The organism is Brevibacterium rongguiense (assembly GCF_009857845.1).
Classification (GTDB): Bacteria; Actinomycetota; Actinomycetes; order Actinomycetales; family Brevibacteriaceae; genus Brevibacterium; species Brevibacterium rongguiense.
This window is the reverse complement of the sequence record NZ_WWEQ01000040.1, coordinates 1-26317: the sequence shown is the minus strand read 5'-3', so window position 1 is coordinate 26317 and position 26317 is coordinate 1. Positions and strand designations below refer to the sequence as shown.

The following is a 26317-nucleotide window of genomic DNA, read 5'->3' as shown; positions in this document are numbered from 1 at the left end:
GTGCATCTGCGGCGGCTCAGCCCACCGCCGGTGCCGCGCGGCTCCCGGCCGCCGAGCCCGCTGCCCGTGCCGCGCAGTCCCCAGCCGACGAGCCCAGCGCCGGTGCCGCACAGCCCGCGGACGCGCTGGCAGTCCTCGCCCGCCTCTTCGTCCTCGCCGAACCCGTGGCGCAGGCCGAGCTCACCGCCGCCCTGGGTGCCGAGCTGAGCGCCGCGCTCGAGGCCGGTGGGCTGCTGCGCACCGCTCCCGGCCCGGGTGCGGAGCCAACCGTCAACCCGCACACGGATGCCCCGAACACGGGCTTTCCGAACACGGACGACCCGAGCACTGACGCCCCAACCACCGGTGCCCCGCACACGGGCGCCCCGGCCCACCTCGGTGAGCAGAAGGACACGGACCCTGCCCACACCTCGGCGGCCCCCGGCGTGCGGACCGCCGGAGAGGGGCGCCTGCTCGCCTCGACCCTCGAGCTGCGCCCCCTCGACATCCCGGTGGGCGTGCCGCGCGGCTTCCGGCCGGGTGACGGCACCGTCTTCCTCCTCTCCGACCACGGCACCCTCAACAGCCCGGACCCCGTCGCCGGGGACTTCGTGCTGGGCCTGGGCGGGGCGGGTCGGACCCTCGCGGCGATCACGCCGCGCGCCCGGACGGGCGTCGCCGCAGACCTCGGGTGCGGGTGTGGCATCCAGGCCCTGCTGCTGGCCCGCCACTGCGGCCACGTCATCGCCACGGACGTCTCCGAGCGCGCGCTCGCCCTCACCGGCCTCAACGCCGAGCTCAACGGCGCGGCCAACATCGAGACCCGCCTGGGCTCCCTCTTCGACCCCATCGAGGAGGCCGTCGACCTGCTCGTGTCCAACCCGCCCTTCGTCATCACCCCGCAGGGCGCCACGGCCGCCCTTTCCTACCGCGACGGCGGGATGTCCGGTGACGCGCTCGTCCGCGCCCTCGTCGCCGGCGCGCCCGAGGTGCTGGGGCCCGACGGGCACGCCTGCTTCCTCCTCAACTGGGAAGTCGGAAGCTCGGAGCTCGGTGGAGTTCGGAGCACCCCGGAGGTGTGGGCGGCGGATCCGCACACCTCGGCCATGGTCATCGAGCGCGAGCGGGTGGACCCGGCCCGCTACGCGGAGACCTGGATCCGCGACGGGGGCGTGGCCCGCGCCTCGGCGCGCTGGGAGGCGGACACCGCCGCCTGGCTCGATGACTTCGCCGCGCGCGGCGTCACCGCAATCGCGTTCGGCTGGATGCGCCTGCACCGCGTTGACGCAGCGCCGCCGGCCCGCAACCATACGGTGGCCGGCGGCACCGGCGACAACCCCGCCGGTCTCGCCGCGCACCTCGATACCCGGCTCGCGCTGCTCGAGTGGCTGGCCGGCGCATCCGACGCCGAGGTGGCCGCCGCCTCGTTCGTGCGCGCCGGTGACGTCGTGGAGGTCCGCCGGTTCGTGCCCGGCGAGGAAGCACCGGCCCACCTCGCGCTCGAGCAGGGCGCGGGCCTCGCCCAGTCGTTTGCCGCCGATGCCGCGCTCGCGGGCTTCCTCGGCGTGGCCGATGGGACGCTGACCTTGGACGCGACCGCCCAAGCACTCGCCGAGCTGCTCGGTGCGGACCCCGCCGCGCTGCGCGCCCAGCTCATCGCCCAGGTCCGGGAGCTCGTGCCGGCCGGCTTCGCCTATCCCCAGGCCTGACCGGCCGCGCCGCGGTCCTGTGAGAGCATGTGCCCACGAGCCGCGTCCGGACCGGGTGCTAGATTCTCAAGGAGCCCGCACCGGGATGAGCGCTCGTGACCGGCAGCGCGCCGCGGCCAGCCCCGCGCCGCGCGCCCGGTGCCCGCACATCCCCGGATGGGCACGCAATCGTCGAAAGGAACGCAGTGGCATCGTCTGCTGGCACCCCCCGCCGCCTCGTCATCGTGGAGTCGCCCACGAAGGCGCGCACGATCGTCGGCTACCTGGGCGATGACTACGACGTCGAGGCCTCGGTGGGCCACATCCGCGACCTGCCCACCCCCTCCGAGCTGCCCGCGGACATGAAGAAGGGCCCGTTCGGCAAGTTCGCCGTCGACGTGGACAACGGTTTCGAGCCCTACTACCGGATCGACCCCGGCAAGAAGAAGAAGGTCGCGGAGCTGCGCAAGCTGCTCAAGGACGCCGACGAGCTCTACCTCGCCACCGATGAGGACCGCGAGGGCGAGGCCATCGCGTGGCACCTCCAGCAGGTGCTCAAGCCCAAGATCCCCGTCAAGCGGATGGTCTTCCACGAGATTACCCCGGAGGCGATCGCCCGCGCCCTGGAAAACACCCGCGAGCTCGACATCGACCTGGTCGACGCCCAGGAGACCCGCCGCATCCTCGACCGGCTCTACGGTTACGAGGTCTCGCCCGTGCTGTGGCGCAAGGTGCGCGCCGGCCTGTCCGCCGGGCGCGTGCAGTCCGTGGCCACCCGCCTCGTCGTCGAGCGCGAGCGCGAGCGCATGGCGTTCGTCTCCGCCGACTACTGGGACCTCGACCTCGCGCTCGCCGTGCCCGGGGGAGCGGGCAGCTTCGCCGCCCGCCTCGCAAGCTACCACGGCACGCGCGTGGCCTCCGGCCGCGACTTCGACGACCGCGGCCAGCTGAAGAAGGGCTCCGACGTCGTCGTCCTCGACGAGGCCACGGCGACGAGCCTGGCCAACCAGCTCAACACCTCGGCGAAGGACTCGCTCGAGGTCACGGGCCTCGAGACGAAGCCGTACTCGCGCCGGCCCGCGGCCCCCTTCACCACCTCGACGCTCCAGCAGGAGGCCGGGCGCAAGCTGCGCATGAGCTCGCGCCAGGCGATGCGGGTGGCGCAGTCGCTCTACGAGAATGGCTACATCACCTACATGCGCACCGACTCGCCGGCGCTGTCGTCGCAGGCGATCGGGGCGGCGCGCGCGCAGATCTCCGAGCTCTACGGGCCCGAGTACGTGCCGAGCTCGCCGCGCATGTACTCCTCGAAGCAGAAGTCCGCGCAGGAGGCCCACGAGGCGATCCGGCCATCGGGCGATTCGTTCCGCACGCCGGCCCAGGTGTCCTCCCAGCTGCGCGGGGACGAGTACAAGCTCTACGACCTCATCTGGAAGCGCACCGTCGCCTCCCAGATGGCCGATGCCAAGGGCAGCACCGCGACCATGCGCATCACTGCGGACCTGGGCGAGGGCAAGGACGCGGGCTTCACCGCCTCGGGCACCGTCATCACGTTCCGCGGATTCCTGGCCGCCTACGAGGAGGGCCGCGACGCCGAGCGTTACGACAGCGGCTCCGACGAGTCGCGCCTGCCCGACGTCAAGGAGGGCCAGCCCCTCACCGTCGCCTCCGCGGAGGCCGACGGCCACGTCACCTCCCCGCCGCCGCGCTTCACCGAGGCCAGCCTCGTCAAGCGGCTCGAGGAGCTGGGCATCGGCCGCCCGTCGACGTACGCGGCGATCATCTCGACCATCCAGGACCGCGGCTACGTGACCAACCGCGGCTCGGCACTCGTGCCCAGCTGGCTGGCGTTCTCCGTGGTCAGGCTGCTCGAGGAGCACTTCGGCTCGCTCGTGGACTACCAGTTCACCGCGGGGCTCGAGGGCGACCTCGACCAGATCGCAGGCGGCTCCCTGGGCCGCACCGACTGGCTCAACGGCTTCTACTTCGGCGGTGAGGGCGGCACCGGCCTCAAGCCCACCGTGGACGACCTGGGCGAGATCGACGCCCGCGAGGTCAACACGATCCGGATCGCCGACGGCATCGACCTGCGCGTGGGCCGCTTCGGGCCCTACCTCGAGGTCGCAGGCGCCGAGGGGGAGGACCCCAAGCGCGTGTCCGTGCCAGAGGACCTTGCCCCGGACGAGCTGACCGCGGACAAGGCCCGCGAGCTCATCGAGAGCCAGGGCGACGGCGACCGCGAACTCGGGACGGAGCCGGAGTCCGGCCACACGATCGTCGCGAAGACGGGCCGGTTCGGCCCCTACGTCACCGAGGTGCTGCCCGAGGACGAGGCAAAGCCCACCCGCGGCAAGGCCAAGCCCAAGCCGCGCACCGGTTCGCTGCTGAAGTCGATGGACCTCGCCACGGTCACGCTCGAGGACGCCCTCAAGCTGCTCAACCTCCCCCGCGAGGTGGGCACCTCGGAGGACGGCACCGTCATCACCGCCCAGAACGGCCGCTACGGCCCGTATCTGAAGAAGGGCACGGACTCGCGCTCGCTGGAGACCGAGGACCAGATCTTCACGATCACGCTCGAAGAGGCGGAGAAGATCTACGCCCAGCCCAAGCAGCGCGGGCGGCGCGCGGCCACCCCGCCGCTCAAGGAGCTGGGGGAGGACCCGCAGTCGAAGAAGCCGGTCGTCGTCAAGGACGGCAGGTTCGGGCCCTACGTCACGGACGGCGAGACGAACGCCACCCTGCGCAAGGACGACGACGTCGAGACCCTCACGCCCGCCCGCGGGTTCGAGCTGCTCGCGGAGAAGCGCGCGAAGGGCCCGGCGAAGAAGAAGCCGGCGGCGAAGAAGGCCCCGGCCAAGAAGGCTCCCGCGAAGAAGACGACGGCCGCGAAGACCACTGCCGCGAAGACCACGGCCGCGAAGACCACTGCCGCCAAGAAGACGACGGCAGCGAAGAAGACGACGGCTGGAAAGACGACGGCGGCGAAGAAGGCCGGTCCGAAGACCCCGTGAGGGCGGGCGCCCCAGTGCGGACAGCCGCCGGGCCGCGTGTGCCCGTCCGGTTGCGGGTGTGCGCCCGGCTGGGCGCGTGCCCACGCGGCTCGGCGCGCAGGCTCGGTTGGGGGTGTGCGCCTAGAGCCGCTGGGCCTCGCTGTACGGCGCGCACGCGGCGACCTCGGCGGCGGTGACGTCGCCGGGCAGCAGCCTGTAGCGGGCCTCGTACGCGTCGAGGAACGCGTCCTGGACGGCGGCTGTCTCGATACCGGGACACGCCTCGCTGATCGACCCGCCGGTCGCGGGATCCCAGTCGACGCCGAGCGCGGCCTCGATGTCGGTGAGCGCCGCGCGGATGGGGTCGGGGTCGCCCACGATGACGGACGAGGAGAACAGCCAGCCCGACTTCGTCACGCGCTGGGCGGTGCCGATCGCCTTGATCCGCCCGGCGACGTTGACGCTGTACTCGCCGGGGCAGTATTCGCCGGGAACTTCGCCCACGCGCGCATCGATGCCGATGGCCCGCAGCGCATCCGCGTAGAGCCGGCCGAAGTCCGCGAAGCGCGCCTGGGTCCCGCCCAGGAACTGGGCGGCCGGCTCGATGTGGTCGATGACGAGGCTCTCCTCGTGGTAGACGGCCACGCGACCGCCCAGCGTGCGCAGGGCGGGGGTGAAGCCGTGCGCGCGGGCGGCCTCGACCGCGGCGGGAAAACCGGGCAGGAAGCGATCGCGGGCGCCGAAGACCGCCGTGGGCCGAGGCCGGTAGATCCGCAGCGTGGGCCCGCGGCGCCCGGCGCGCACCTCGTCGAGGAGCACGCGCGCCAGGGACAGGGCCGTGAGGGGGTCGTGCGAACCGGCTGGCAGGAGCGTGAGCTCCGCCGCGGTGCCCGGTGCCGCTGCCGCCTCGCCCATGCTGGCAGTCTAAGCGGGCTGCGGCCCCGGGGCAGGCCTCGGGGGCGGTTGCCGAGCCGCTTTCGCCGCAGGCTGTCGGGCTGGTTTCGCGGCAGGGTACGGGCCGCCGGCTCACCGGTTCGCTACCCGCCGAGCCGCCGGGCCCCGCCCTCCGGGCCCCTGCTCACCGGGCAGCCAGCTCACCGGGCCCTGGCTCACCCGACCGTGTTGACTCGGCCCGGCTCTCTGGGCACCCCGCTCATCGGGCCACCGGGCAGGGCGGCAGGGCAGCCCCCGGCCCGCCGGGGCCGCGCTCAACGACCCCTCGGCGCCCGCGGCTGCCCAGCGCCGTGTCAGCGCCGGGCAGTAGTGTGGGCGGCGTGACGAACGAGACCGATCGCATCCCGATTCCCGCCCCGCCGCGCGGCGTGCTGGGCCACAGCCTCATGGAGGCCGCGGCCTGGCTCACGGCGCTGGCCACGGCCGCGCTGACCTTCGCGGCGGCGGGCACGGCGGGGCTGACCGCGAGCATGCCGGCGGCCGCCTTCGCGGCCGTGACGAAGCAGCAGCGGGCGGGCAACTTCGACATGCGGCTGGGAATCGCGGGCCTCATCGTCGTGGCAGCGCTCATCGTGGCGGGCCTGCTGGTGCCCGCCGGGGCGGCCGGCCGACTCGCCGCCGCGCTGCGCTCGAAGCTGCTCGTGGGCGCGGCCGTCGCGAGCGCCGGCTGCGCCGCCGTGTTCGTCTTCGCCCCGGCGGTGTGGTGGGGATGGCTCACCGCCCTATTCCTGGGCGCGTTCGTCTGCCTCGCCAGCGCACACGCCCCCGCGTTGCACGCCAAGCCGTGGCGGCTGGCCGGCATCGCCTCCGGCCTGCTCGTCTTCATCCTCTACGCCGTCCAGATCGAGGCCGGGGCGGCCGCGGGCACGGCTGCGCTGCGCTGGATGCTCCTCGTCGCCGCCATCGCACTCATCGCGGGTGCGGTCCTCGTCTTCGTCTCACCGCTCGACATGGGCGGTCAGCCCCCGGAAACTGAGACCGCGGGCCGCAGCGCCCGCAGCGTCCGCGCACCCGCGCAGGTCGCACGGCCCTGGGCGTGCACGCTGCTGTTCGCACTGTTCGGCGCCCTGTTCGCGCTCGCGGTGCCGGTGGTCGCCGACTACGGGTTCGGCGAGGCGGCGTTCGCCCTCATCGTCACCGCTGCGCTCGTGGGCTGGGCCGCCGGGTTCGAGGCGGGCCCCACGTTCGCACCGGGCATGTCGCGCCCGCGCCTGACCGCCTTCGCCCTCGTCGCCGCGGCACTGCTCACCATCGGGGTGGGCCTGCTCTCCGAGCTCTCCGGCAAGGCCGTGCTCACCGCCGTCGCCGCGTTCTGCGTGGGGGTGGGCGTGCGCGCGCAGGACTACGCGTTCTCCCGCCGCATGGGGGTCGGCGCCGGAGTGGGCGCCGCGCTGCTCATCGCCTTCTTCGCCCCCACTTCGGCCATCATGGTGAGCCCGGCAACCGAATGGGTCATCACCACCACGGGCCTCGCCTACTCCCTCGTCGGAACCGCGGGCCTCATCGCGGGCATCGTGGCCGTCTTCGTCTTCCCCCCGCAGGGCGCCCAGGGACTGGGCGTGGACCTCGTCCACGCGTTCCGCACGCCCCAGGGCACCGCCGCCGAGGCGCCGCACGCGGACGCTGTTGGTCCGGGCGCCACTGAGCCCGTGTCCGGTCCCGGACGGCCGGGCGCGAGCAGCTCCGAGTCGGGTGAGCGCACCGCCTCGGCGCAGTCGGGTCCGCAGTCCAGTGCCGCGGCGCCGCGGCGTTCCTCGGGGCTCGTCGCCGCGGTCGACGCGCCGGCGCGCATGTCCGATACCGGACTGTTCATCGCGTTCGAGGGCCCGGACGGGTCCGGCAAGTCCACTCAGGCGCTGCTCCTGCGCGAGTGGCTCGACGGGCGCGGCCGGGGCCGCGCGGTCGTCACGCGGGAACCGGGCGGCACGGACGTGGGCCGGGCCATCCGCGCCGTGCTGCTCGACGGGGAGGCAACCGCGCCGCGGGCCGAGGCCCTGCTCTTCGCCGCCGATCGCGCCCAGCACGCCGCGCAGCTCGTGTGCCCCGCGCTGGACGGCGGCGGGATCGTCATCACCGACCGCTACATCGACTCCTCGCTCGCCTACCAGGCCGCCGGCCGCGCCCTGGGGGAGGAAGAGGTGCTCGCCCTCTCGCGCTGGGCCACGCGCGGGCTCGTGCCCCACCTCACCGTCGTCCTCGACATCGCCCCGGAAGCGGCCGCGGCGCGCACCGCGGCGCGCGGTGAGGAGAACCACCTCGACGCCCAGGACGCCCAGTTCCGCACGCGGGTGCGCCAGAAGTTCCTCGCCCTCGCACAGGCCCAGCCGGACCGCTACGTCGTCGTCGATGCCGATGCGCCGCAGCACATCGTCGCCAAGCGCGTCGCCGAGGCGCTCGAGGAGACCCTGAGCCGGCGCGGCTTCGCCGGGCCGCCGCGCGCCGAGCGCTTCGGCACCGGGCGCGGCGGCGCCCCCGCCGGCGAGCAGCAGAAAGACCGCGGGGAACCGCGCGCGCCGCTCCAGCCGCTGCCCCCGCGTGCGCCCCACACCGCAGGGAACCAGCACGACACCGGTGCGGCTGCCGCCGAGCCGCGCGTCTCAGGCCCCGGTGCCGAGACTGACGGCGAGGAGGCGACGACCGTCCTGCCGGGGCCGCGCCGCGAACCCGGGGAAGAAGCCACGACCGTCCTGCACAGTGAGCCCGGCGGCCGCGGCGCGCCCGGCGGCCACGGCGCGCCCGGCCAACACGACGGTCACGGTGGCGCACCGGGCGAGGCTGAGAGCACCGAGGACGCTGCCACCACCGTGCTGAGCGGACCGCGGACCCGTGGCGCCGGTGACGCAGGCGAGGAGCCCACGACGGTGCTGTCGGGTCCGGAGGCTCCGAAAGCCGCGGATCCCGCGGACGCCGAGGCCCAGGACCGTGCCCACCTCGCGCGGCCGGTCAACCGCGACAAGCTGCGCGCGCAGGCGGAGATCGAGCGGCGCGCCCGCGAGCGGCTGCGCCAGGCGCGCCTGGACGCTGCCCGCGGGTCGGGCGGCGCTCAGCCCGGCAGCACCGCTCGGCAGCCTGGGAGCCCTGCCGGACAGCCCGGGGACCGCGCCGCGCAGCCTCGGAGCCCGGGTGGGCACGCCGTTGAACGACCCGCGGGGGAGCGGTTCGGTCGAACCGCTGAGCGTCCCGAGCCCGGTGGCCGCGGTGAGCGCCTCGAGCACAGCGGGAGCCACGAGCAGGGGGAGCACCCCGGCAACGGTGAGCGCCCAGAGCACGGAGGGCGGCGGTGAGCGTCTGGGACGAGCTCGTCGGCCAAGACGAGGCGGTGGCGCGGTTGCGCGCGGCTGCCTCGGGCACGGGCGACGGGGCCGCGATGACGCACGCGTGGCTCCTCACCGGCCCGCCCGGCTCCGGTCGCTCGAACGCCGCCCGCGCGTTCGCGGCGGCCCTGCTGAGCGAGGACCACGGTGAGGCCATGAGCCCGGCCGCGGCCCGCGCGCTGAGTGGCACCCACGAGTCCATGACGATCATGTCGACGCAGAAGTCGCTCATCACCATCGACGAGGTGCGCGAGCTCGTCTCCCAGGCCCAGAGCGCGCCCGTGAACGCGCCCTGGCGCGTCATGATCATCGAGGACGCGGACCGGATGGCGGAGCGGACTTCCAATGTCCTGCTCAAGGCGATCGAGGAGCCGCCCCCGGCCACCGTCTGGATCCTGTGCGCGCCCAGTCCGCAGGACGTGCTCATGACGATCCGCTCGCGCTGCCGCAACGTGAATCTGCGGATCCCGCCTGCCCAGGCGATCGCCTCGCTGCTGGTCTCGCGCGACGGCGTCGACGAGGCGCGTGCCGAGTGGGCCGCGGCGGCCGCCCAGAACCACATCGGGCGCGCGCGGTTCCTCGCCACGAACGAGGAGGCCGCGCAGCAGCGCGAGCGCACGCTCGAGATCCCCGACCGGCTGACCTCGGTGGGTTCGACCGTGCGGCTGGCCGCGCGCACGCTCGACGCCGCCACCGAGCGCGCGGAGGCGCGGACGAAGGAGCGCAACGCCCGCGAGCGGGCGGCGCTGCTCGCGACCTTGGGCGTCGAACCGGGCAAAACGCCGCCGCCGGCGCTGCGCTCCCAGGTCAAGCGGCTGGAGGAGGAGCAGAAGCGCAAGGACTCGCGGGCGCGGGGCGACGAGCTCGACGCGATGCTCTTGGAGCTCCTCTCGCTCTACCGCGATGTCCTGCTGTGCCAGTTCGGCGTGGACGGCGGTTGGATCAACGCCCACGACGACGCGCGCATCCGGACGATCGCCGGGCAGACGGACGCCCCCACGACGCTCAAGCGCATCGACGTGCTCAGTCAGGCGCGGCGCCGGCTGCAGACCAACACGGCCCCGCTGCTCGTGCTCGAGTCCGCCTTCATCGGGCTGTCCAACCCCTGGCTCTCCGCCGACTGAGCACCGCGGGCGCCTGGGCCCGAGTCGCCATGTGCGGGCGGCGCGCGGCGGTCGACAGTGCTCGCCAGGCGGGGAGCGCGGTGGGGCGGGGTACGCGATGGGACGGGGTTGAGCCCGTGCCGCGGGCTCAGGAATGCCCGGGGCGTTCCGGGACGGGTCCCGTGGTGGTCTGGCGGCGGCCCGGCATGAGGAGCGCCAGGACGATGGCGACCGCGCTGAGCACCGCGGCGACGAGGAACGCCGCGCGCACCCCCGGCAGCAGCTGCTCGCCCTGCGGTTGTGCCGTGCCGCTGGCGGCGCTGGCCGCGAACTGCATGACGGCCACGAGGAGCGCGGTGCCGGCCGCCGCGGCAACCTGCTGCAGGGTCGAGAGGATCGCCGAGCCGTGGGAGTACAGGTGCATGGGCAGCGGGTTGAGCGATGCGGTGAAGACCGGGGTGAAGATGCAGGCGAGCGCCAGGTTGAAGCCCAGGACGAGGACGACGAGGAGCCAGACGGGAGTCTGGGCGCCCAGGAACGTGAGCGCCACGAGGACTGCGGCCATGACGACGGCGCCGGTCACGGTGAGCGGCCGGGCCCCGAACCGGTCGAAGATCCGCCCCACGAGCGGTCCCGCCAGGCCCATTGCCAGGCCGCCGGGCAGCAGCACCAAGCCCGTGGTGATCGAGTCGAGCCCGCGCACCGACTGCATGTACATGGGCAGGACGATGACCACGCCGAACATCGCGAGCATCGACACCGACAGCAGCCCCACGGAGACCCGGAAGTCCCGGTAGCGGAACGTCCGCAGGTCCAGCAGCGGCGCCGAGGTGCGCTGAAGGCGGACCTGGCGCACCGCGAAGAGGCCCACGAGGGCCGCCCCCGCGACGAGCGCGGCGATGCTCGAGCCTCGGCCGCCCGCACCGCCGGCCTCGCCCAGTGAGGACAGGCCGTAGACGAGGCCAGCGAAGCCGGGGGCGCTCAGCGCGAGCGAGAGGGGGTCGAGCCGTTCGTCACCGCGGTCCGCGCTGTTGCGCAGCCGCGCGATGCCCAAGATGGTCGCGGCGATGGCGAACGGCAGCACGAAGATGAAGAGGAAGCACCAGTGGAAGTGCGCGAGCAGCAGCCCGGAGACGGTGGGCCCCAGCGCCGGCGCCACGGCGATGACGATCGTGACATTGCCCATGACGGCCCCGCGGCGGGAGACCGGCACGAGTGTGAGCACGGTGGTCATGAGCAGCGGGAGCATGATGGCCGAGCCGAAGCCCTGGACGATCCGCCCCGTGAGCAGCAGCCCGAAACCGGGCGCCACGGCGGCGAGCAGCGTGCCCAGGGTGAACGCGCACATCGCCAGCGCGAAGGCGCCCCGGGTGCCCAGGCGCCCGATGATGAAGCCGGTCGTGGGGATGACGACGGCCATGGTGAGCATGAATCCGGTCGTCACCCACTGGACCACCGTGGCGTCCACACCCAGGCTCGCGATGAGGTGGGGGAGGGCGACGTTGAGGATCGTCTCGTTGAGAATGACGACGAAGGCAGCGCAGAGCAGGACGACGATGGTGAGCACGGCCCCGGCCGGCAGCTCTTCGCGACCGGAGCCCTCCGGCGCGGAGACGGCCGGGTCGGCACCGCCGGGTGTCTGCGCGTGCGCGCGCTCGGAGGGAGAAGACGATGAAGACACGTGGCCCCTTGGCATGAGGAGGGTGGCGGCTACGGTGGGGGCCCGGGCTCAGAGCCGGACCGCGGCCCGAGCGCTGGCGCGCGGGCCGCTCGATCATATCAGCGGCCCGCAGCCGCCAGCAGCGGCCGCCACCGTGCCGGCCGGTGCCCCCGAGCGACCGCCGACATCGGGCCCCGGTGCGCGGTTCGCCACCGCTCGCGCGGTCAGTCGTCGAGGTCGACGGCGGTGCCCGCCCCGCCGAAAGCCCCCGCACCGCCGTAGGGCCCGCCGACGCCCTCACCGGTGCCCGGACTGGGGCTCGCGCCAGGACCCGCGGCGTCGCGACTGGCACCGGCAGCGGCGGACCGCGGCGCCTCGGCGGCGGACTCCGGGGGCGGTTCGCTGAGGAGCTGGCCCACCAGGTCGCAGACGAGCTCGACGCGCGGCCGGATCCACTGGGCGATCGCGTGCTCGTTCTCAGCGTGCGAGCCCCCGCCCACGGTGCCCAGGCCGTCCAGGGTGGGCACGCCGATACCGGCGGTGAAGTTGCCGTCCGAGCCACCGCCCACGCCGATCGAGCGCAGCGGCGGGTGGCCCAGGCGCGAGGCGATGCGCTGGGCGCGCGCGTAGAGGCCCAGCGACATGCTCGTCTCCATGGGCGGGCGGTTGATGCCGCCGTGGAGCACCAGCTTGGCACCCCGATGGACGGGAGTGAGGGCACGCAGCGCGGCGTCGACGCGCCGCTGCTCGGCGGCGGACTTGGCGCGCGAGTCGATGCTGACCCGCGCCTCGGCGGGCACGGTGTTCGTCGTGGTGCCCGAGGTCATGGCCGTCGGCACCACGGAGGTGCCGGCCTTCGCATCGCCCAGCTGGGCGACGGCCAGGACCTGGTGGGCGACCTCGGCGGTGGCGTTGATCCCCTTCTCCGGCTCGACGCCGGCGTGGGAGGCGCGGCCGCGCACCTCGAGCTCGTAGATGGCCACGCCCTTGCGCGCGATCTTCACCGCTCCCTGCGGGCCGCCGCTCTCGAACACGAGAGCGGCGGCTGCGCCGCGCGACTCTTCTTCGATGATGGGCCGCGAGGTGATGGAGCCGAACTCCTCGTCGGCGGTGATGAGCAGGCTCACGCCGTCCAGGTCGCCGCGGCGCTCGCGCAGGCGGGCCAGCGCGTGGATGGCGATGAGCGCCCCGCCCTTCATGTCGTCCGTGCCGGGGCCGCGGATGATGCCGTCGTGCTCCGAGTAGGGGAAGTGCTCGAGGGTGCCCGCGGGCCAGACGGTGTCGTGGTGGCCGATGAGGACGACGCGCCGCGGTCCTGAGCCGAAGCGCCACAGGAGATGGGGGTAGCCCTCGGCGGTGATGATCTCCGGTGGCTCGCCCAGCAGTCGCTCGCCGATCGTGGAGAACTGGATGGCGGAGCGCTCGAGCGCCGCCTGGTCGCTCGTGGGGGACTCGCATTCGACGAGCTGCCGCAGCTCCGCGAGGAACGCATCCAGATCGAAGCTCATCGAGTGACTCTCCTCCTTGTGCGACGGCCGCGGTGCGCCGCGTGCGACGCGGCGGCCCGTGTGCGCACCGTGGTTGCTGTTGCTGTTGCTGTTGCTGTTGCTGTGGCGGTTGTGGCCGTTGTAGCGGCTGTGGTCGCGGTGACTGCGGCTCGCGGGCGGGTGGCTCGCGAAGCCCGGTCGGTTCCCCTTCACCTTAGCGTTCACCCGGGTGGCGAGGCCGCTCGGGAGGGTGCGCAGTCCCGCGCCGACCGCCCGGACTGGCGCGCCGTGCCGCTTTGATTCCCCCGCTCGGATTGACTACAGTTGTGCCGGTTGCCTCCTTAGCTCAGTCGGCAGAGCGTCTTACTCGTAATAAGAAGGTCGCCGGTTCGATTCCGGCAGGAGGCTCGCATGCGAGGCCCCGTCACCGCCCGGTGACGGGGCCTCGCCCGTCGTGGGGCTCTGCGGGTCGGTGCGCGGTGGCGTGGGACGTGGCGCTTGCGTGATGTCGTGGCCGTGGGACGTCGTGGAGCAGCTGCGGGATCGGGTCCGTGGGGGCGAGTCTTCACCTGTTTCGCCGTTGAGCATCGAGTGAAGACTTTGACGCCGCAGCAGCACGGTTTCGGCCGAATGGTCTTCACTCCCTCGCGCGGCTGAAATCAGGAGAAGACTTTCTTCCCGGCAGTCCGCTGCGTACTCCGACCGCGCGACAACTGCCCGTGCTGCGCGGCGACTGCCCCTGCTATGCGTGCGCGCAGCACCCCCCGCGACGATCGATCGCACGCATCACCCGCCGTCCCGCGACTACCATCGACCCGTCGCCCTGCGATCTTGGTTCCCCTCACCCCCCGGTGCTCCCCGCTCTTACCACCCTCACTGCCGCCGCCGGTCCCTCAGCCTCGTTGCCATCGCATCACCTCGCCCGCGCGGTACCGCCGCACGGGTTTTGTGCATACGATCACAGTGGGACCGCGCTCGGCCGCAGTGTGCGGCGTCCCGGCACCGAACACGCGACACGGAGGAGTAGGGACATGCACTTCACAGGCGATGTGGTCGTCGGCGTCGACGGCTCCGAGTCCTCCGCACAGGCGGCAGCATGGGCGCTCACGGAGCTGGTGCGCGGACGGGTGGACGCCGGTGCCGCCCTCGTCCTCACGGCCGTCGTCCGCGATGGGGCTCAGGACGGCGAGGCGGTCAAGCGAGAGAAGCTGGCAGCCCTGCGCGAGCGCCTCGAGGCACTGAGCGATGACGTCGAGATCCGTGAGCAGGTGCTGCACGGGGACCCCGCCGAGCAGCTCGCCGCCGCCGGTGAGGACGCTGCCCTCCTCGTCATCGGACCGCACGGGTCGAAGAATCCCGCCGCCGGTCGGATCGGCACGACCAGCCGAGGGCTGCCCGGGCACGCGCTGTGCCCGGCGGCCATCCAGCGCGGTGAGGGCGACGAGTTCGCCAGCACGGATTCCCATCCCACGAGCGGCCGCGGGGTGGTCGTGGGGCTCGACACCTCGGACTATGCGGGTGTGGCGGCGCTCGACGCCGCCTCCTATGCCATGGACTCGGGGGAGGAGCTCACGGTGATCGTCGGCGTCGACGCGCTGGGGGATGCGGAGGCCATCCGCGCGCAGACCGAGTTCGACCTCACGTGGCTGCGCTCGGAGTTCCCCGGGCTCACCGTCCGCGCGGACTACCGGCCCGGTGACCCCGCCCAGATCCTCGCCGAGGCGGGGGCCGGGGCGGACCTGCTCGTCATCGGCAAGCGCGGGCTGGGCCGCTTCGCCGGGATGTCCGTGCAGCTGGGCCGCACAAGCGCGCAGGTCCTCGATGAGGCCCAGGGCACCGTGCTGCTCGTGCCCTTCCGCGACGACGAGCGGCTGGGCCGCCGTCGCCTCGTGGACTGACGACCGCCCCCAAAAAACCGACTGGATGGCCGCTGCGGCCAGGCAATCGAATGCGGTCCGGTTAAGCGTGCGGCCCAGCCGGGTTTGCGGTGCGGTCACGCCTACGGCGGGCCGTGAGCACGACGCGGTGACACCTCCGAACGCTCAAGTACCCACACGCCCAGTGCCCCGGCTCTCCGGCCGCGCACTCGCCCAGCCATCTGGCTGACCGCCCAGTCGGCCTCCCAGCCATCTGGCCGGCAACCCACCCAGCTCCCCGATCGTCCAGCCACCCGCCCGACGGGCCTCCTGCCCGCACGCCGGCCTCCCGGCCGCCAACCCCGCCTCCCGGCTACGTCCCCACCGCACTCCAACCTCCGCGGCACCCCGCAGCCTGGCCCCGCAGACGACGATGCCGGCCCCGCCTCGTGGCGGGACCGGCAGCGGCGGGGTCGGATCGGCTCAGCGCTTGCGGGTCGGCACGAACGATGTCGAGCAGGTCCAGGTCGACTTGCCCTTCTTGGCGACCACCTGCACGGGCACCCGGCGGCCGAACGTGCCGCCGCCCACGTTGAAGTGCAGCAGCGCCTTGCCCTTCTTGCTGGCCTTGGCGCGCTTGCCGGTGGAGGTGGTCTTGTACTTCGCCACCGCGCTGACCGTCACCTTCGCGGGCACCTTCGACACGCGGACCACGAGGTTCTGGCCGCGGTGCGGGCGGGAGTTGCTGACCGAGCCCGAGCAGTGGTGGTGGCGCGAGGCAGCCTCGGCGGGGGCGGTAGCGACGACGGCGGAGCCCGCGACGAGCGCGATCGCGGCGGCCGTGGAGGTCAGCGCGGTGCGCAGGGTCTTCGCGGCAGGGAGCATGGCGGTCCTGTTCGGTAGGGGCCGTCGTCGGAAATCCGTGATCTTCCGCGCTCGCGCACATGCGGGCGTGGGCCCGCTGTGCGAATGCGTGCGTAGTGAGAAGCGAAAGCGCCGACACTGGCTGAGTGGATGCTGCGGCACCGGCGCCGAGCAGATTGAGCATACAGGAAATTCGGAGAATCGGCGTACCCGAAGTTCGGTGTACCTGTGATTCCACCCCTCGGGCTCAAAGAACCGTGCGAATACGGTGCGACCGGGCCTTGGCGCTTGCGGCGCCCTCGGGTGCGCGGGATGGTGGAGGGGATGTCTGAACTGCGCGCACTTCCCGATCTGCCCGAATCGCACACCCCCTCCCCGCGAGGCCCCGTACCCGGCGCCGTATCAGGCGCCGCGACAGACACCGCTCCAGGTGCCACCGCCCCCGGAACAGTGCCCGGTGCCGCCGCCGCGACCGCTGCCGCCCCGGCCCCGGCTACCTCGGCGGCGGCCGTTCACCGCAGCGCCGCCGGCACCTCGCTCGCCGGTGAGCCCGCCGACGCATCCCCCACCGCGGACCCCGCCGCCGAGCCCCTCGTCTGGTACGTCAGCTACGGTTCGAACATGGCCCGCGACCGGCTGGCGTGCTACCTGCGCGGAGGCCGCCCGTCCGGTGCGCTCATCACCTATGAGGGTGCGCGCGACCCCTCCCCGCCCCGCGCGGAGATGGGCGTCGAGCTGCCCGGCCGCCTGTATTTCGCGGGCGAGTCGCGGGTGTGGGGCGGCGGCATGGCGTTCTACGACCACGACGTGCCCGGCCCCACGCCCGCCAAGGCCTACCTCGTCACCGCGGGGCAGTTCGCGGACATCGCGGCGCAGGAGATGCACCGCGTGCCGGATCCGCAGGACCCCATCGAGGAGGTCGTCGTCGGCATGGAGGAGGGTGCGCGGCACGCCGCCGGCCCGGGCCGATACGAAACGCTCATCGATGTGGGCCACCGCGACGGGCTGCCTATGCTCACCTTCACCGCCCCGGATGGCCTCGGGGCCATCGAGCACACGGCCCCCACCTCGGGCTACCTTGCGATGCTGCGCGCGGGGCTGCGCGAGGCACACGGCTGGGACGACGGTGCGATCGCCGCACACCTGGCCGACCGGATCGCCGCGTGAGCGCGTCGCCGGGGCTACAGCCATGGGCGCCAGCCCACACAGTGTCTACGCTGGGCCCATGGACGCAGCGAAGCTCCCCCCGCCCACCACCGTGACCGTCACCGGCGCCGCCGGAGCGATCGGCTATGCGCTGGTCTTTCGGATCGCCTCCGGCCAGCTGCTGGGGCCCGATGTACCGGTGCGCCTGCGCCTGCTCGAGGTGCCAGCCGCGCTCGAGGCGGCCGCCGGCACCGCGCTCGAGCTCGCGGACTGTGCGTTCCGCTTGCTGGCAGACGTCGACGTCACCGACGATCCGAATGTCGCGTTCGATGGCGCCGGCGTGGCGCTGCTCGTGGGTGCCAAGCCCCGTTCGGCGGGGATGGAGCGCGGTGACCTCCTCGAGGCCAACGGCGGGATCTTCGGCCCGCAGGGACGGGCGATCAACGACTGCGCGGCGGATGACGTGCGCGTGCTCGTCGTGGGCAATCCCGCGAACACGAACGCCCTCATCGCGGCGGCCCACGCGCCCGATATCCCGGCCCAGCGGTTCACGGCGCTCACCCGGCTCGACCAGAACCGGGCCATCGCCCAGGTCGCCGAGCACCTGTCCGTTCCGGTGACCGCGATCGACGGGATCACGATCTGGGGCAACCACTCCGCCACCCAGTTCCCGGACCTCGCGCACGCCACGGTGCAGGTCGACGGTGCGCGACGGCCTGCGCTCGACCTCGTCGACCGCGCCTGGTACGTCGACGAGTTCATCCCCCGCGTCGCCAAGCGCGGCGCGGAGATCATCAGGGTGCGGGGTGCCTCGTCGGCCGCCTCGGCGGCCAATGCGGCACTCGACCACGTCTTCGACTGGGTGCACGGGACGGGTGGGGAGTGGACCTCGGCGGCGGTGGTCTCGGACGGCTCCTACGGCGTGCCAGAGGGGCTCATCAGCAGCTTCCCCGTGCGCTCAAACGGGGGCGACTGGGAGATCGTGCAGGGCCTCGACGTCGACGACTTCGCGCGCCAGCGCATCGCGGCCTCGGTGGCCGAGCTCGAGGAGGAGCGCGCGGCCGTGGGGACGCTGGGGCTGCTCTGAGAGGGCTGGCCCCTGCCCTTGACCCTGCCACGGTGTCAGGGTCTTTGCTGGGCTCTGGAGGTGGTCGTATGACCGAGGAGAACCGACTGGCCCGGGCCCTGAGCCAGGCACCGGCGTCGCTGCGACTGCGGGCCGCCCTGCAGGCCGGGGTTGTGCCGCGCGACGAGCAGATCGCCGTGCTCGTGCGGCGCTGTGCTGTCGAGGACGATTTCTACGTGCGCGACATGCTGACCTGGGCATTGACCAGGCACACCCGCGAACGGGTTCTGGAGGCCGTGGTGGGCGAACTCGATGCGGCCCAGCCGCAGGCGCGGGCGCAGGCCCTGCACACGCTCTCGAAGCTCCGGGACCCGAGTGCGTGGCTCGCCGTGATGGACGGCCACCTGTGCGATCCAAACCCCGATGTCGCGGCTGCCGCCTGGCGCGCGGCCGTGGCGTTGGCCCCCGGCGCGGAGGCGCCCAGGCTGGGGCGCGTGCTCCTGGGGCAGTTCGAGCGCTCGGATGGCCCGCTGCTCAGGAGCCTGGCACGCGCCCTGGCAGCCCTTGGCGAGGCAGCGGCCGCGTCCCTGCGCGCGGCTGCGACGACCCCCGCACGTGCGCGCTTCGTCGAGGAAGTCGAACGGATCCGGGAGGATCCCGCGGCGGGGTTCGGCGAGGCGCTGGCAGCGGCCATGCGGCTGCGGACACTGGGTAGCGCGGATCACGCTCGCCCGCACACGGCAGCGAGCGCCGAGGACGAAGGCGGCCATGCTCATCGGTGAGCTATCCCGCCGCAGCGGGGTCAGCGTGCGCATGCTGCGGCACTACGAGGCCAAAGGGTTACTCACCCCGGAGGGCCGCAGTGCCGCCGGCTACCGCCAGTACGGCGACCCGCAGGCCGCGCAGGTCGCGGAGATCGAAGCGCTGCGGGCGCTGGGACTCTCACTCGACGAGGTGGGGCTGGCGCGCGAGGCGCTGCTCGCCCCCGCCGAGGTGCTCGGGGTGCTGTGTGCCGAATCGCGGCGCCGAGCGGAGGCTGAGCAGCGTCTGCAGCGCCGCCTCGAGCAGATCGCGGCGGCGGGACCCACCGTCTGGGACGATGTGCTCGCCGCGGCGCGCGCAGTCGATCGCCTGGTGTCGGTTGATTCCAGTGAGCGTGTCCGCGCGCTGCTGGGAGCCGATGCCGCGCACGAAATGCCCACCGGTGCGCTCGCCGAGGCGCTGGCTGCCGAGGCCGATCCCAACGTGGCCGGTGCGATTGCCTGGCAGATGGCCCGCCGCGGCCCTTCGGCGCTCGAGGCCCTGCGGACGATGGCCACGCTGCCGACCCCGGCGGCCCGGCTGAGGGCCGTGCGAGTGCTCGCCGGCATGGAAGGCGAGGACGCCGCCGCGGCCCTCGCCGGGTTCGTCGACGATCCCGTGTCGAACGTGCGCGCAACGGCCGTGCTCGCGCTGGCGCGGCGCGGTGACGCCGCAGTGGTCGGCGACCTCGTTGATCTGGTGTGCCGGGGTCGCCAGGATGTCGAGGCGGGGGAGGCGCTCGAGGCGCTCGCGGCGGTGGGCGCCACTGCACGGGCGGCCACCGCAGAGTTTGCCGCGCGCTGGGGCGGCGCCGACGTGCCGGTGCGCCGCCGGATCGTGCAGGCGCTCGTGGATCTGCCGGGGGAAGAGGCGCAGGCGCTGCTGCGCGTGGCGGCCGCAGACTCGGCGCAGGCGGTGTCGGCGACCGCGCGCTTCGCCCTTCGGTACCGGGGTTGAGCGTCGGGACTGAGCGCCGCGCCGCAGCCTTCGGCCCTGCCAGTTAACACCGCGCCGGCTCCTCCACCCCCAGGGCCGCGAGTGCCGCGCCGCGCAGTTGCTCCTCGATCGCCTCGGCAGGCTGACGGCCCGTCATGTAATGCGTGGAGTTGAGCATGCCGAAGACCGCGTGCACGCGCACCGTCGCCTGGGCCTCGCTCAGCGCCGGGTGGACCGCACGCACCACGCTCACCCAGCGCGCCACGTAGGAGCGCTGGAGCCGGCGCACGCGGCGGCGGTCGTCCTCTGGGAGTGCGGAGAAGTCGCGGTCCTGGATGCGGATGAGCTCCGGCTCTCCCATCGCGAACGCCAGGTGGAAGTCGATGAGCGCGCGCAGTGTCTGCTCGGGCCCGGAGTCGGCCGACGTGTTATCGGTGCTCGCTGGCCCTGCCGCCGGCTGCGCGTCGCCCCCCGCCAGCTCCCTGCCCGCAGGCCGCGCACCGTCGGCTGATTGCTCTCCGTGCCCCGGGTGCTCGTCGTTTGCCACGTGCGCCCCGTCCACCAGCTGCGCCCCGTCCACCAACTGCGCCCCGCGCGCGTCGAGGCGCTGCGAGATTCCCACGAGCAGCTCGACGAGCAGCGCCTCCTTCGACGCGAAGTGGCGGTAGACCGCCGGCCCGGAGACGCCCGCGCCCTTGCCGATCTGCTCGATCGACACGGCCGCGAAGCCCTGAGCGGCGAACAGCTCCTTCGCGGCGGCCACGATCGCCGCGCGCCGCTGCGCCTTCGCCGCCTGCCGCGGGGTCAGCGAGGACTCACGGGGGTCGGCGTCTCCGGCGTTTCCTGCCGCTTCCGGCACGCCTGCGCTGCCAGGGCCGCGCGCTTCGCTTCTGTCTGCACCCCGGCCCGGCGCCTGAGTACCCGACTGCACACGCGTCTCCGTGCCTGCCGCCGCCTGGCCATCTGTCAACATGTGATCGCCCACCGACGCCCGGCCATCGCCCTGCGCCTCCGCGCCCGCCCAGGCGATCGACCCCGGCCTCGCCCCGGCTCCCGCGTCCTCATCCGCTCGCGCGTCCTCACTCGCCCGCGCATACTCGCCCGCCCCCGCACCCGAGGCGCGGGCCGGCGCCCGCTCGGCCCGCACCTCGGGCGCGGGGGCGGCGCTGTTGTCCGACTGCTGCATGTCGTCTACAGTAGCAACTAAGTTAATCGCCGTTAACCGAAATTCGCGCACCCGGCCGCCCGTGCGGCACGGCCCGCGCACCGCGATCCACCCCCGGCAGCGCAGCATGCGCGCTGGTCAGCCGGGTGGGTTGCCCGGGAACACGTGGGAGAGAAGTCGATGAAGACCCTCGGGACGCCGCCGGATCCTGCCGTCGCGCAGGAGCGCCGCGCCGCGCACGAAGCGCTGGCCGAAGAGCTGCGCCGCCGCACCGCGCAGACCGCGCTGGGCGGCTCGGAGTCCGCCCGCAGGCGGCACACGGACCGCGGCAAGATGCTCCCGCGCGAGCGCCTCGAGCACCTGCTCGATCCCGGCACGCCCTTCCTCGAGCTCTCCGCGCTGGCCGCCAACGGCATGTACGACGACGCCTCGCCCGGTGCCGGCATCATCACCGGCCTGGGGGTCGTGGCCGGGCGGCTGTGCGTCATCGTCGTCAACGACGCCACGGTCAAGGGCGGCACGTACTACCCCATGACGGTGAAGAAGCACCTGCGCGCGCAGGAGGTGGCCAAGGACAACCGGCTGCCCTGCATCTACCTCGTCGACTCGGGCGGGGCGAACCTGCCCAACCAGGACGACGTGTTCCCCGACCGCGAGCACTTCGGGCGCATCTTCTACAACCAGGCGACGCTGTCGTCTGCGGGGATCCCGCAGCTCGCCGCCGTCATGGGCTCGTGCACGGCGGGCGGCGCCTACGTGCCCGCAATGGCGGACGAGTCGATCATCGTCAACAACGAGGGCACGATCTTCCTGGGCGGCCCACCGCTGGTCAAAGCCGCCACCGGCGAGGAGGTCACCGCCGAGGAGCTGGGCGGGGGCGCGCTGCACTCGCGGGTCTCCGGCGTCACGGACCACCTGGCCGCCAACGACGAGCACGCGCTGGAGATCATGCGCGACATCGTCACGACCCTCGCCCCGCCGGCTGCGCCCAGCTGGGAGCGCAGCGAGCCGGCGGAGCCCGCCCGCGATCCGGCCGAGCTCACCTCGATCGTGCCCGCGGACCTGCGCACGCCCTACGACGTGCGCGAGGTCATCGCCCGCATCGTCGACGGCTCGCTCTTCCACGAGTTCAAGGCCGAATACGGCACGAGCCTCGTCACGGGATTCGCCCACATCGACGGCCACCCCGTGGGCATCATCGCCAACAACGGCGTGCTCTTCGGCGAGTCCGCCATGAAGGGCGCGCACTTCATCGAGCTGTGCGACCAGCGCGATACCCCGCTCGTCTTCCTGCAGAACATCACCGGGTTCATGGTGGGCCGCGACTACGAGGCCGGCGGCATCGCCAAGCACGGCGCCAAGATGGTCAACGCGGTCGCGACGGCCCGCGTGCCCAAGTTCACCGTGGTGATCGGCGGCTCGTACGGCGCGGGCAACTACTCGATGTGCGGCCGCGCCTACTCGCCCCGCTTCCTGTGGATGTGGCCCAACACCCGGATCTCCGTCATGGGCGGCGAGCAGGCCGCCAGCGTGCTCGCCACCGTCAAGCGCGACCAGCTCGAGTCCCGCGGGGGCGAGTGGTCGCCCGAGGAGGAGACCCAGTTCAAGGCCCCCGTCCTCCAGCAGTACGAGGACCAGGGCAACCCGTACTACTCGACCGCGCGGCTGTGGGACGACGGGATCATCGAGCCCGCCGACACCCGCCGCGTGCTCGCCCTGGCCCTCGAGGCCGCGCGCCACGCGCCCCTGTCCCGCCCGCTCGACGCGCCGGGCAACGGCGTCTTCAGGATGTGATCGCCATGTTCGACAAGGTCCTCATCGCCAATCGCGGCGAAATCGCCCTGCGCGTCATGCGCACCTGCACCCGCCTGGGCATCGCCACCGTTGCCGTGTACTCGGATGCGGACGCCGATGCCGCCCACGTGCGCGCCGCCGACCAGGCCGTGCGCCTGGGCCCGGCCGCCGCCTCGGAGTCCTACCTGTCCATCGACCGGGTCATCGCCGCGGCCCGCGAGACCGGCGCCCAGGCCATCCACCCGGGCTACGGCTTCCTGTCGGAGAACGCGGCCTTCGCCGCCGCATGCGAGGCCGCGGGCATCGTCTTCCTGGGGCCCACGGCGGACGCCATCCGCACGATGGGCGACAAGATCACCGCCAAGCAGGCCGTCGCCCAGCGCGGCGTCCCGCTGGTGCCCGGCATCGCCGAGCCCGGCCTCACCGACGAGCGGCTCATCGCCGCCTCGGCCGACATCGGCTTCCCCATCCTCATCAAGCCCTCCGCCGGCGGTGGCGGCAAGGGCATGCACGCGGTCTTCGAGGCCGCCCAGCTGCCCGAGGCGCTGGCCGCGGCCCGCCGCGAGGCGGCCAGCTCGTTCGGCGACGACACGCTCTTCCTCGAGCGCCTCGTCGCCACCCCGCGCCACATCGAGGTGCAGGTGCTCGCCGACGAGCACGGCAACGTCGTCCACCTGGGCGAGCGCGAGTGCTCGCTGCAGCGCCGCCACCAGAAGGTCATCGAGGAGGCGCCGTCGGCGCTGCTCGACGAGGCCACCCGCGCGCGGATCGGCGAGGCGGCGGTCCAGACGGCGAAGTCGGTGGGCTACCGCGGCGCCGGCACCGTGGAGTTCATCGTCTCCGCGGACCAGCCCGACGAGTTCTTCTTCATGGAGATGAACACCCGCCTGCAGGTGGAGCACCCCGTCACCGAGGAGGTCACCGGGGTGGACCTCGTCGAGTGGATGCTGCGGATCGGCGCCGGCGAGGAGCTGGGCCTGGCCCAGGACGAGATCGCCCTGACCGGCCATGCCGTCGAGGCGCGCATCTACGCCGAGGACCCCGCCCGCGGGTTCCTGCCCACCGGCGGCACCGCGCTCGACGTCGAGTTCCCGGCCGGCGAGGGCATCCGCGTGGATGCCGGCCTGGAGGCCGGCCAGCGCGTGGCCAGCGACTACGACCCCATGATCGCCAAGCTCATCGCGCACGGCCCGGATCGCGCCACGGCGCTCGCCCGCCTGGAGTGGGCGCTGGGCCGCTCGGCCGTGCCCGGCATCATGACGAACATCGACTTCCTGCGCACCCTCATCGGCAGGGACGATGTGCGCGAGGGCGCGCTCGATACGGGCCTCATCGACCGCATGGACCCCGCGGACCTTGCGCACGAGCCGGGGGAGGCGGACGTGCAGTTCGCCGCCGCCGCCGTCGTCGCCACCCTGGGCCGCGCCGCCGCCGAGGCGAGTGAGGACGGGCCGCTGCTCGTCGAGTTCGCCGGCGACGACACCTCCGCCTGGGGTGCGTGGGACGGCTGGCGCTCCGCGCGCCCCGAGCGCGTGCGCACGGTGCCCCTGACCTGGGGCGGCGAGCGCCGCGACGTGGCGTACGCGTTCCCGCGCCTGGGCGGCAACGGGCTGGACTGGACGCTGCGCCACGACGGCGTGGACGAGCGCGCCCGGATGTGGGCGGACTCCGCGACGCGCACCCTGTGGGTGGCCAGCGACCGCGGGGTCTACTCGTTCGCCCGCCCGCAGGCCGACTCCACGCTCGATCCCTCGGCGGCCGGGGCGGAGATCACCGCGCCCATGCCGGGCTCCGTCATCGAGCTGCGCGCCGCGGACGGCGACGAGGTGGCGGCCGGCGATCCTGTCCTCGTCGTCGAGGCGATGAAGATGGAGCACGTGCTGCGCGCCCCGGTGGACGGGGTCGTCCACCTGGTCGCCGCCGCCGGTGCCCAGGTGGCCCTCGACGAGGTGCTCGCCACCGTCGTCGCCGCGGGCGAGGGCGGCCAGTCCGGCGCCGGTGATGCCGAGGCGGGCACCGGCGAGGCCGACGCAGGCGGATCCGCCGCCCGCTGAGCCCCGCGCTGCTCGCTGGGCCGCACCGCACCACTGCCCTCACACACTCCCAACCCCATCCGCACCCGCGCCTTAGGAGGCCCCCATGTTCACCCCCGGAATGCTGCCCGACGAGTACGAGGACCTGCGCAAGTCCGTCGCGAAGTTCGCCGACGACGAGGTCGCCCCGGTCAGCGCCGAGGCCGACGCCAAGCACGAGTTCCTCTACGCCCAGGTCGCGAAGATGGGCGAGATGGGCCTGTTCGGCTTGCCGTTCGACGAGGAGTACGGCGGCATGGGCGGGGACTACTTCGCGCTGTGCCTGGCGATCGAGGAGATCGCCCGCGTCAACCAGTCGCTGGCCATCACCCTCGAGGCCGGTGTCTCGCTGGGCGCCATGCCCATCTACCGCTTCGGCACCGAGGAGCAGAAGCGCGAGTGGCTGCCCCAGGTGATCGACGGCAAGGGCCTCGCGGCGTTCGGGCTGACGGAGCCGGAGGCCGGCTCGGATGCCGGCGGCACCAAGACCCGCGCCACGCTCGCAGACGGCCAGTGGACGATCAACGGCTCGAAGTGCTTCATCACGAACTCCGGCACGGACATCACGAAGCTCGTCACCGCCACCGCGGTCACCGGCACGCGCACCGGCAAGGACGGCACGGAGAAGCCGGAGATCTCCACGATCATGATCCCCACGGGCACGCCCGGCTTCACGGCCGAGCCGGCCTACGACAAGGTGGGCTGGAACTCCTCGGACACGCACCCGCTCACCTTCGACGGTGTGCAGGTCCCGGAGGCCAACCTGCTGGGCGAGCGCGGCCGCGGCTACGCGAACTTCCTGCGCATCCTCGACGAGGGCCGGATCGCGGTCGCCGCGCTGAGCGTGGGCGCCGCGCAGGGCTGCGTGGACGAGTCCGTGCGCTACTCCAAGGAGCGCCGCACGTTCGGCCACCCCATCAAGGACTACCAGGGCATCTCGTTCAAGATCGCCCGCATGGAGGCCCGCGTCGTGGCCGCCCGCGCCGCCTACTACCTGGCGGCCTCGCGCATGATCGCAGGCCTGCCGTTCAAGAAGGAGGCCGCGATCGCGAAGATGGTCGCCGGCGACGCGGCGATGGACAACGCCCGCGATGCCACGCAGATCTTCGGCGGCTACGGCTTCATGAACGAGTACCTTGTCGCCCGCCACTACCGCGATTCGAAGATCCTCGAGGTGGGCGAGGGCACCACCGAGGTCCAGCTCATGCTCATCGCCCGCGAACTGGGCATCTGAGCCCCACCCCGCAGCACGGCCACGGCGGGCCGGCGGGGAGCGCCGACGCGATTGCTCGCGTCGTGCTCCTCGCCGGCCCGCCGTCTGCGTACGGTGCCCCGGTGCCGGTTGCCGCGGTGCCGACCTCGGCCGCCGGCCGCGGCTGCCGGTCAGTCGCGCGCTGCGCGCTTCCGGCGCCGGGTCAGCGCCACGAGGCCGCCGCCCAGGC

General features: G+C 73.3%; 17 protein-coding genes and 1 tRNA gene. 13 read left to right on the top strand and 5 right to left on the bottom strand.

The window, feature by feature from the left end:
* The coding region (locus GSY69_RS09540) for a methyltransferase (RefSeq protein ID WP_160953626.1) at positions 1–1688 on the top strand (1688 nt) is incomplete at its 5' end.
* A 185-nt stretch (positions 1689–1873) separates the two neighbouring features.
* Positions 1874–4678 (top strand): type I DNA topoisomerase, encoded by a 2805-nt coding sequence (gene topA / locus GSY69_RS09535; RefSeq protein WP_160953625.1) that lies wholly within the window; start codon positions 1874–1876, stop codon positions 4676–4678.
* A 120-nt stretch (positions 4679–4798) separates the two neighbouring features.
* Here topA and GSY69_RS09530 read toward each other — a convergent pair whose 3' ends face one another.
* Positions 4799–5572 (bottom strand): lipoate--protein ligase family protein, encoded by a 774-nt coding sequence (locus tag GSY69_RS09530; protein ID WP_160953624.1) that lies wholly within the window; start codon positions 5570–5572, stop codon positions 4799–4801.
* 359 nt (positions 5573–5931) lie between these two features.
* On the opposite strand from GSY69_RS09530, the gene tmk reads away from it, so the two are divergent.
* Both tmk and GSY69_RS09520 read left to right on the top strand, forming a co-directional pair.
* Positions 5932–8895, top strand: coding sequence for a dTMP kinase (tmk, locus tag GSY69_RS15205; protein WP_160953623.1), 2964 nt, complete (start codon positions 5932–5934; stop codon positions 8893–8895).
* Complete coding sequence (locus tag GSY69_RS09520; protein ID WP_160953622.1) at positions 8892–10049, top strand: DNA polymerase III subunit delta'; 1158 nt, start codon at positions 8892–8894, stop codon at positions 10047–10049. The genes tmk and GSY69_RS09520 overlap by 4 nt, the downstream gene beginning before the upstream one ends.
* Before the next feature lie 127 nt (positions 10050–10176).
* On the opposite strand, the gene GSY69_RS09515 is transcribed toward GSY69_RS09520, so the two are convergent.
* Together GSY69_RS09515 and GSY69_RS09510 are read right to left on the bottom strand one after the other, a co-directional pair.
* The gene (locus GSY69_RS09515) at positions 10177–11724 is read right to left on the bottom strand and encodes an MDR family MFS transporter (RefSeq protein ID WP_160953621.1); all 1548 of its coding nucleotides are present in this window, start codon (positions 11722–11724) and stop codon (positions 10177–10179) included.
* Between the two features lie 188 nt (positions 11725–11912).
* Entirely contained in the window at positions 11913–13196 is a 1284-nt protein-coding gene (locus GSY69_RS09510; RefSeq protein ID WP_160953620.1) for a M20 family metallopeptidase, read from the bottom strand.
* A gap of 314 nt (positions 13197–13510) precedes the next feature.
* On the opposite strand from GSY69_RS09510, the gene GSY69_RS09505 reads away from it, so the two are divergent.
* Positions 13511–13583 (top strand) — tRNA-Thr (locus tag GSY69_RS09505).
* Between the two features lie 623 nt (positions 13584–14206).
* On the top strand, positions 14207–15073 hold the full coding sequence (locus GSY69_RS09500; RefSeq protein WP_160953619.1) for a universal stress protein: 867 nt from the start codon (positions 14207–14209) through the stop codon (positions 15071–15073).
* 441 nt (positions 15074–15514) lie between these two features.
* On the opposite strand, the gene GSY69_RS09495 is transcribed toward GSY69_RS09500, so the two are convergent.
* A complete protein-coding gene (locus GSY69_RS09495) occupies positions 15515–15916 on the bottom strand; it encodes a hypothetical protein (RefSeq protein WP_160953618.1) in 402 nt (133 codons plus the stop codon).
* A 429-nt stretch (positions 15917–16345) separates the two neighbouring features.
* On the opposite strand from GSY69_RS09495, the gene GSY69_RS09490 reads away from it, so the two are divergent.
* The 4 genes from GSY69_RS09490 (at position 16346) to GSY69_RS09475 (ending at position 19865) form a co-directional block, all read left to right on the top strand.
* Complete coding sequence (locus GSY69_RS09490) at positions 16346–17062, top strand: histone deacetylase (RefSeq protein ID WP_328698829.1); 717 nt, start codon at positions 16346–16348, stop codon at positions 17060–17062.
* 58 nt (positions 17063–17120) lie between these two features.
* Positions 17121–18128 carry a malate dehydrogenase gene (locus tag GSY69_RS09485; protein ID WP_160953617.1) on the top strand — a complete coding sequence of 336 codons (1008 nt, stop codon included), beginning with the start codon at positions 17121–17123 and terminating at the stop codon, positions 18126–18128.
* 68 nt (positions 18129–18196) lie between these two features.
* Complete coding sequence (locus GSY69_RS09480) at positions 18197–18889, top strand: HEAT repeat domain-containing protein (protein ID WP_202410987.1); 693 nt, start codon at positions 18197–18199, stop codon at positions 18887–18889.
* Entirely contained in the window at positions 18876–19865 is a 990-nt protein-coding gene (locus GSY69_RS09475) for a MerR family transcriptional regulator (RefSeq protein WP_160953616.1), read from the top strand. Before GSY69_RS09480 ends, GSY69_RS09475 begins: the two co-directional genes overlap by 14 nt.
* 43 nt (positions 19866–19908) lie before the next feature.
* Here the strand turns inward: GSY69_RS09475 and GSY69_RS14965 are convergent, their stop codons facing one another.
* Entirely contained in the window at positions 19909–20703 is a 795-nt protein-coding gene (locus GSY69_RS14965) for a TetR/AcrR family transcriptional regulator (RefSeq protein WP_328698828.1), read from the bottom strand.
* Positions 20704–21189: 486 nt separating this feature from the next.
* Between GSY69_RS14965 and GSY69_RS09465 the strand changes: the two genes are divergently transcribed.
* From GSY69_RS09465 to GSY69_RS09455, 3 genes are all read left to right on the top strand, one after another.
* On the top strand, positions 21190–22803 hold the full coding sequence (locus GSY69_RS09465) for a carboxyl transferase domain-containing protein (protein WP_160953615.1): 1614 nt from the start codon (positions 21190–21192) through the stop codon (positions 22801–22803).
* Between the two features lie 5 nt (positions 22804–22808).
* Positions 22809–24857 carry an acetyl/propionyl/methylcrotonyl-CoA carboxylase subunit alpha gene (locus GSY69_RS09460; RefSeq protein WP_160953614.1) on the top strand — a complete coding sequence of 683 codons (2049 nt, stop codon included), beginning with the start codon at positions 22809–22811 and terminating at the stop codon, positions 24855–24857.
* Positions 24858–24942: 85 nt separating this feature from the next.
* Positions 24943–26109, top strand: a complete 1167-nt coding sequence (locus GSY69_RS09455) for an acyl-CoA dehydrogenase family protein (RefSeq protein WP_160953613.1) — start codon at positions 24943–24945, stop codon at positions 26107–26109.
* The last annotated feature ends 208 nt before the right edge of the window (positions 26110–26317 follow it).

Bases quoted from the DNA above. Each gene is read 5' to 3' on its own strand.
- GSY69_RS09530 (WP_160953624.1), bottom strand. From the start codon at position 5,572: ATGGGCGAGGCGGCAGCGGCACCGGGCACCGCGGCGGAGCTCACGCTC.
- GSY69_RS09515 (WP_160953621.1), bottom strand. From the start codon at position 11,724: ATGCCAAGGGGCCACGTGTCTTCATCGTCTTCTCCCTCCGAGCGCGCG.
- GSY69_RS09510 (WP_160953620.1), bottom strand. From the start codon at position 13,196: ATGAGCTTCGATCTGGATGCGTTCCTCGCGGAGCTGCGGCAGCTCGTC.
- GSY69_RS09500 (WP_160953619.1), top strand. From the start codon at position 14,207: ATGCACTTCACAGGCGATGTGGTCGTCGGCGTCGACGGCTCCGAGTCC.
- GSY69_RS09495 (WP_160953618.1), bottom strand. From the start codon at position 15,916: ATGCTCCCTGCCGCGAAGACCCTGCGCACCGCGCTGACCTCCACGGCC.
- GSY69_RS09485 (WP_160953617.1), top strand. From the start codon at position 17,121: ATGGACGCAGCGAAGCTCCCCCCGCCCACCACCGTGACCGTCACCGGC.
- GSY69_RS09480 (WP_202410987.1), top strand. From the start codon at position 18,197: ATGACCGAGGAGAACCGACTGGCCCGGGCCCTGAGCCAGGCACCGGCG.
- GSY69_RS09475 (WP_160953616.1), top strand. From the start codon at position 18,876: ATGCTCATCGGTGAGCTATCCCGCCGCAGCGGGGTCAGCGTGCGCATG.
- GSY69_RS09465 (WP_160953615.1), top strand. From the start codon at position 21,190: ATGAAGACCCTCGGGACGCCGCCGGATCCTGCCGTCGCGCAGGAGCGC.
- GSY69_RS09460 (WP_160953614.1), top strand. From the start codon at position 22,809: ATGTTCGACAAGGTCCTCATCGCCAATCGCGGCGAAATCGCCCTGCGC.
- GSY69_RS09455 (WP_160953613.1), top strand. From the start codon at position 24,943: ATGTTCACCCCCGGAATGCTGCCCGACGAGTACGAGGACCTGCGCAAG.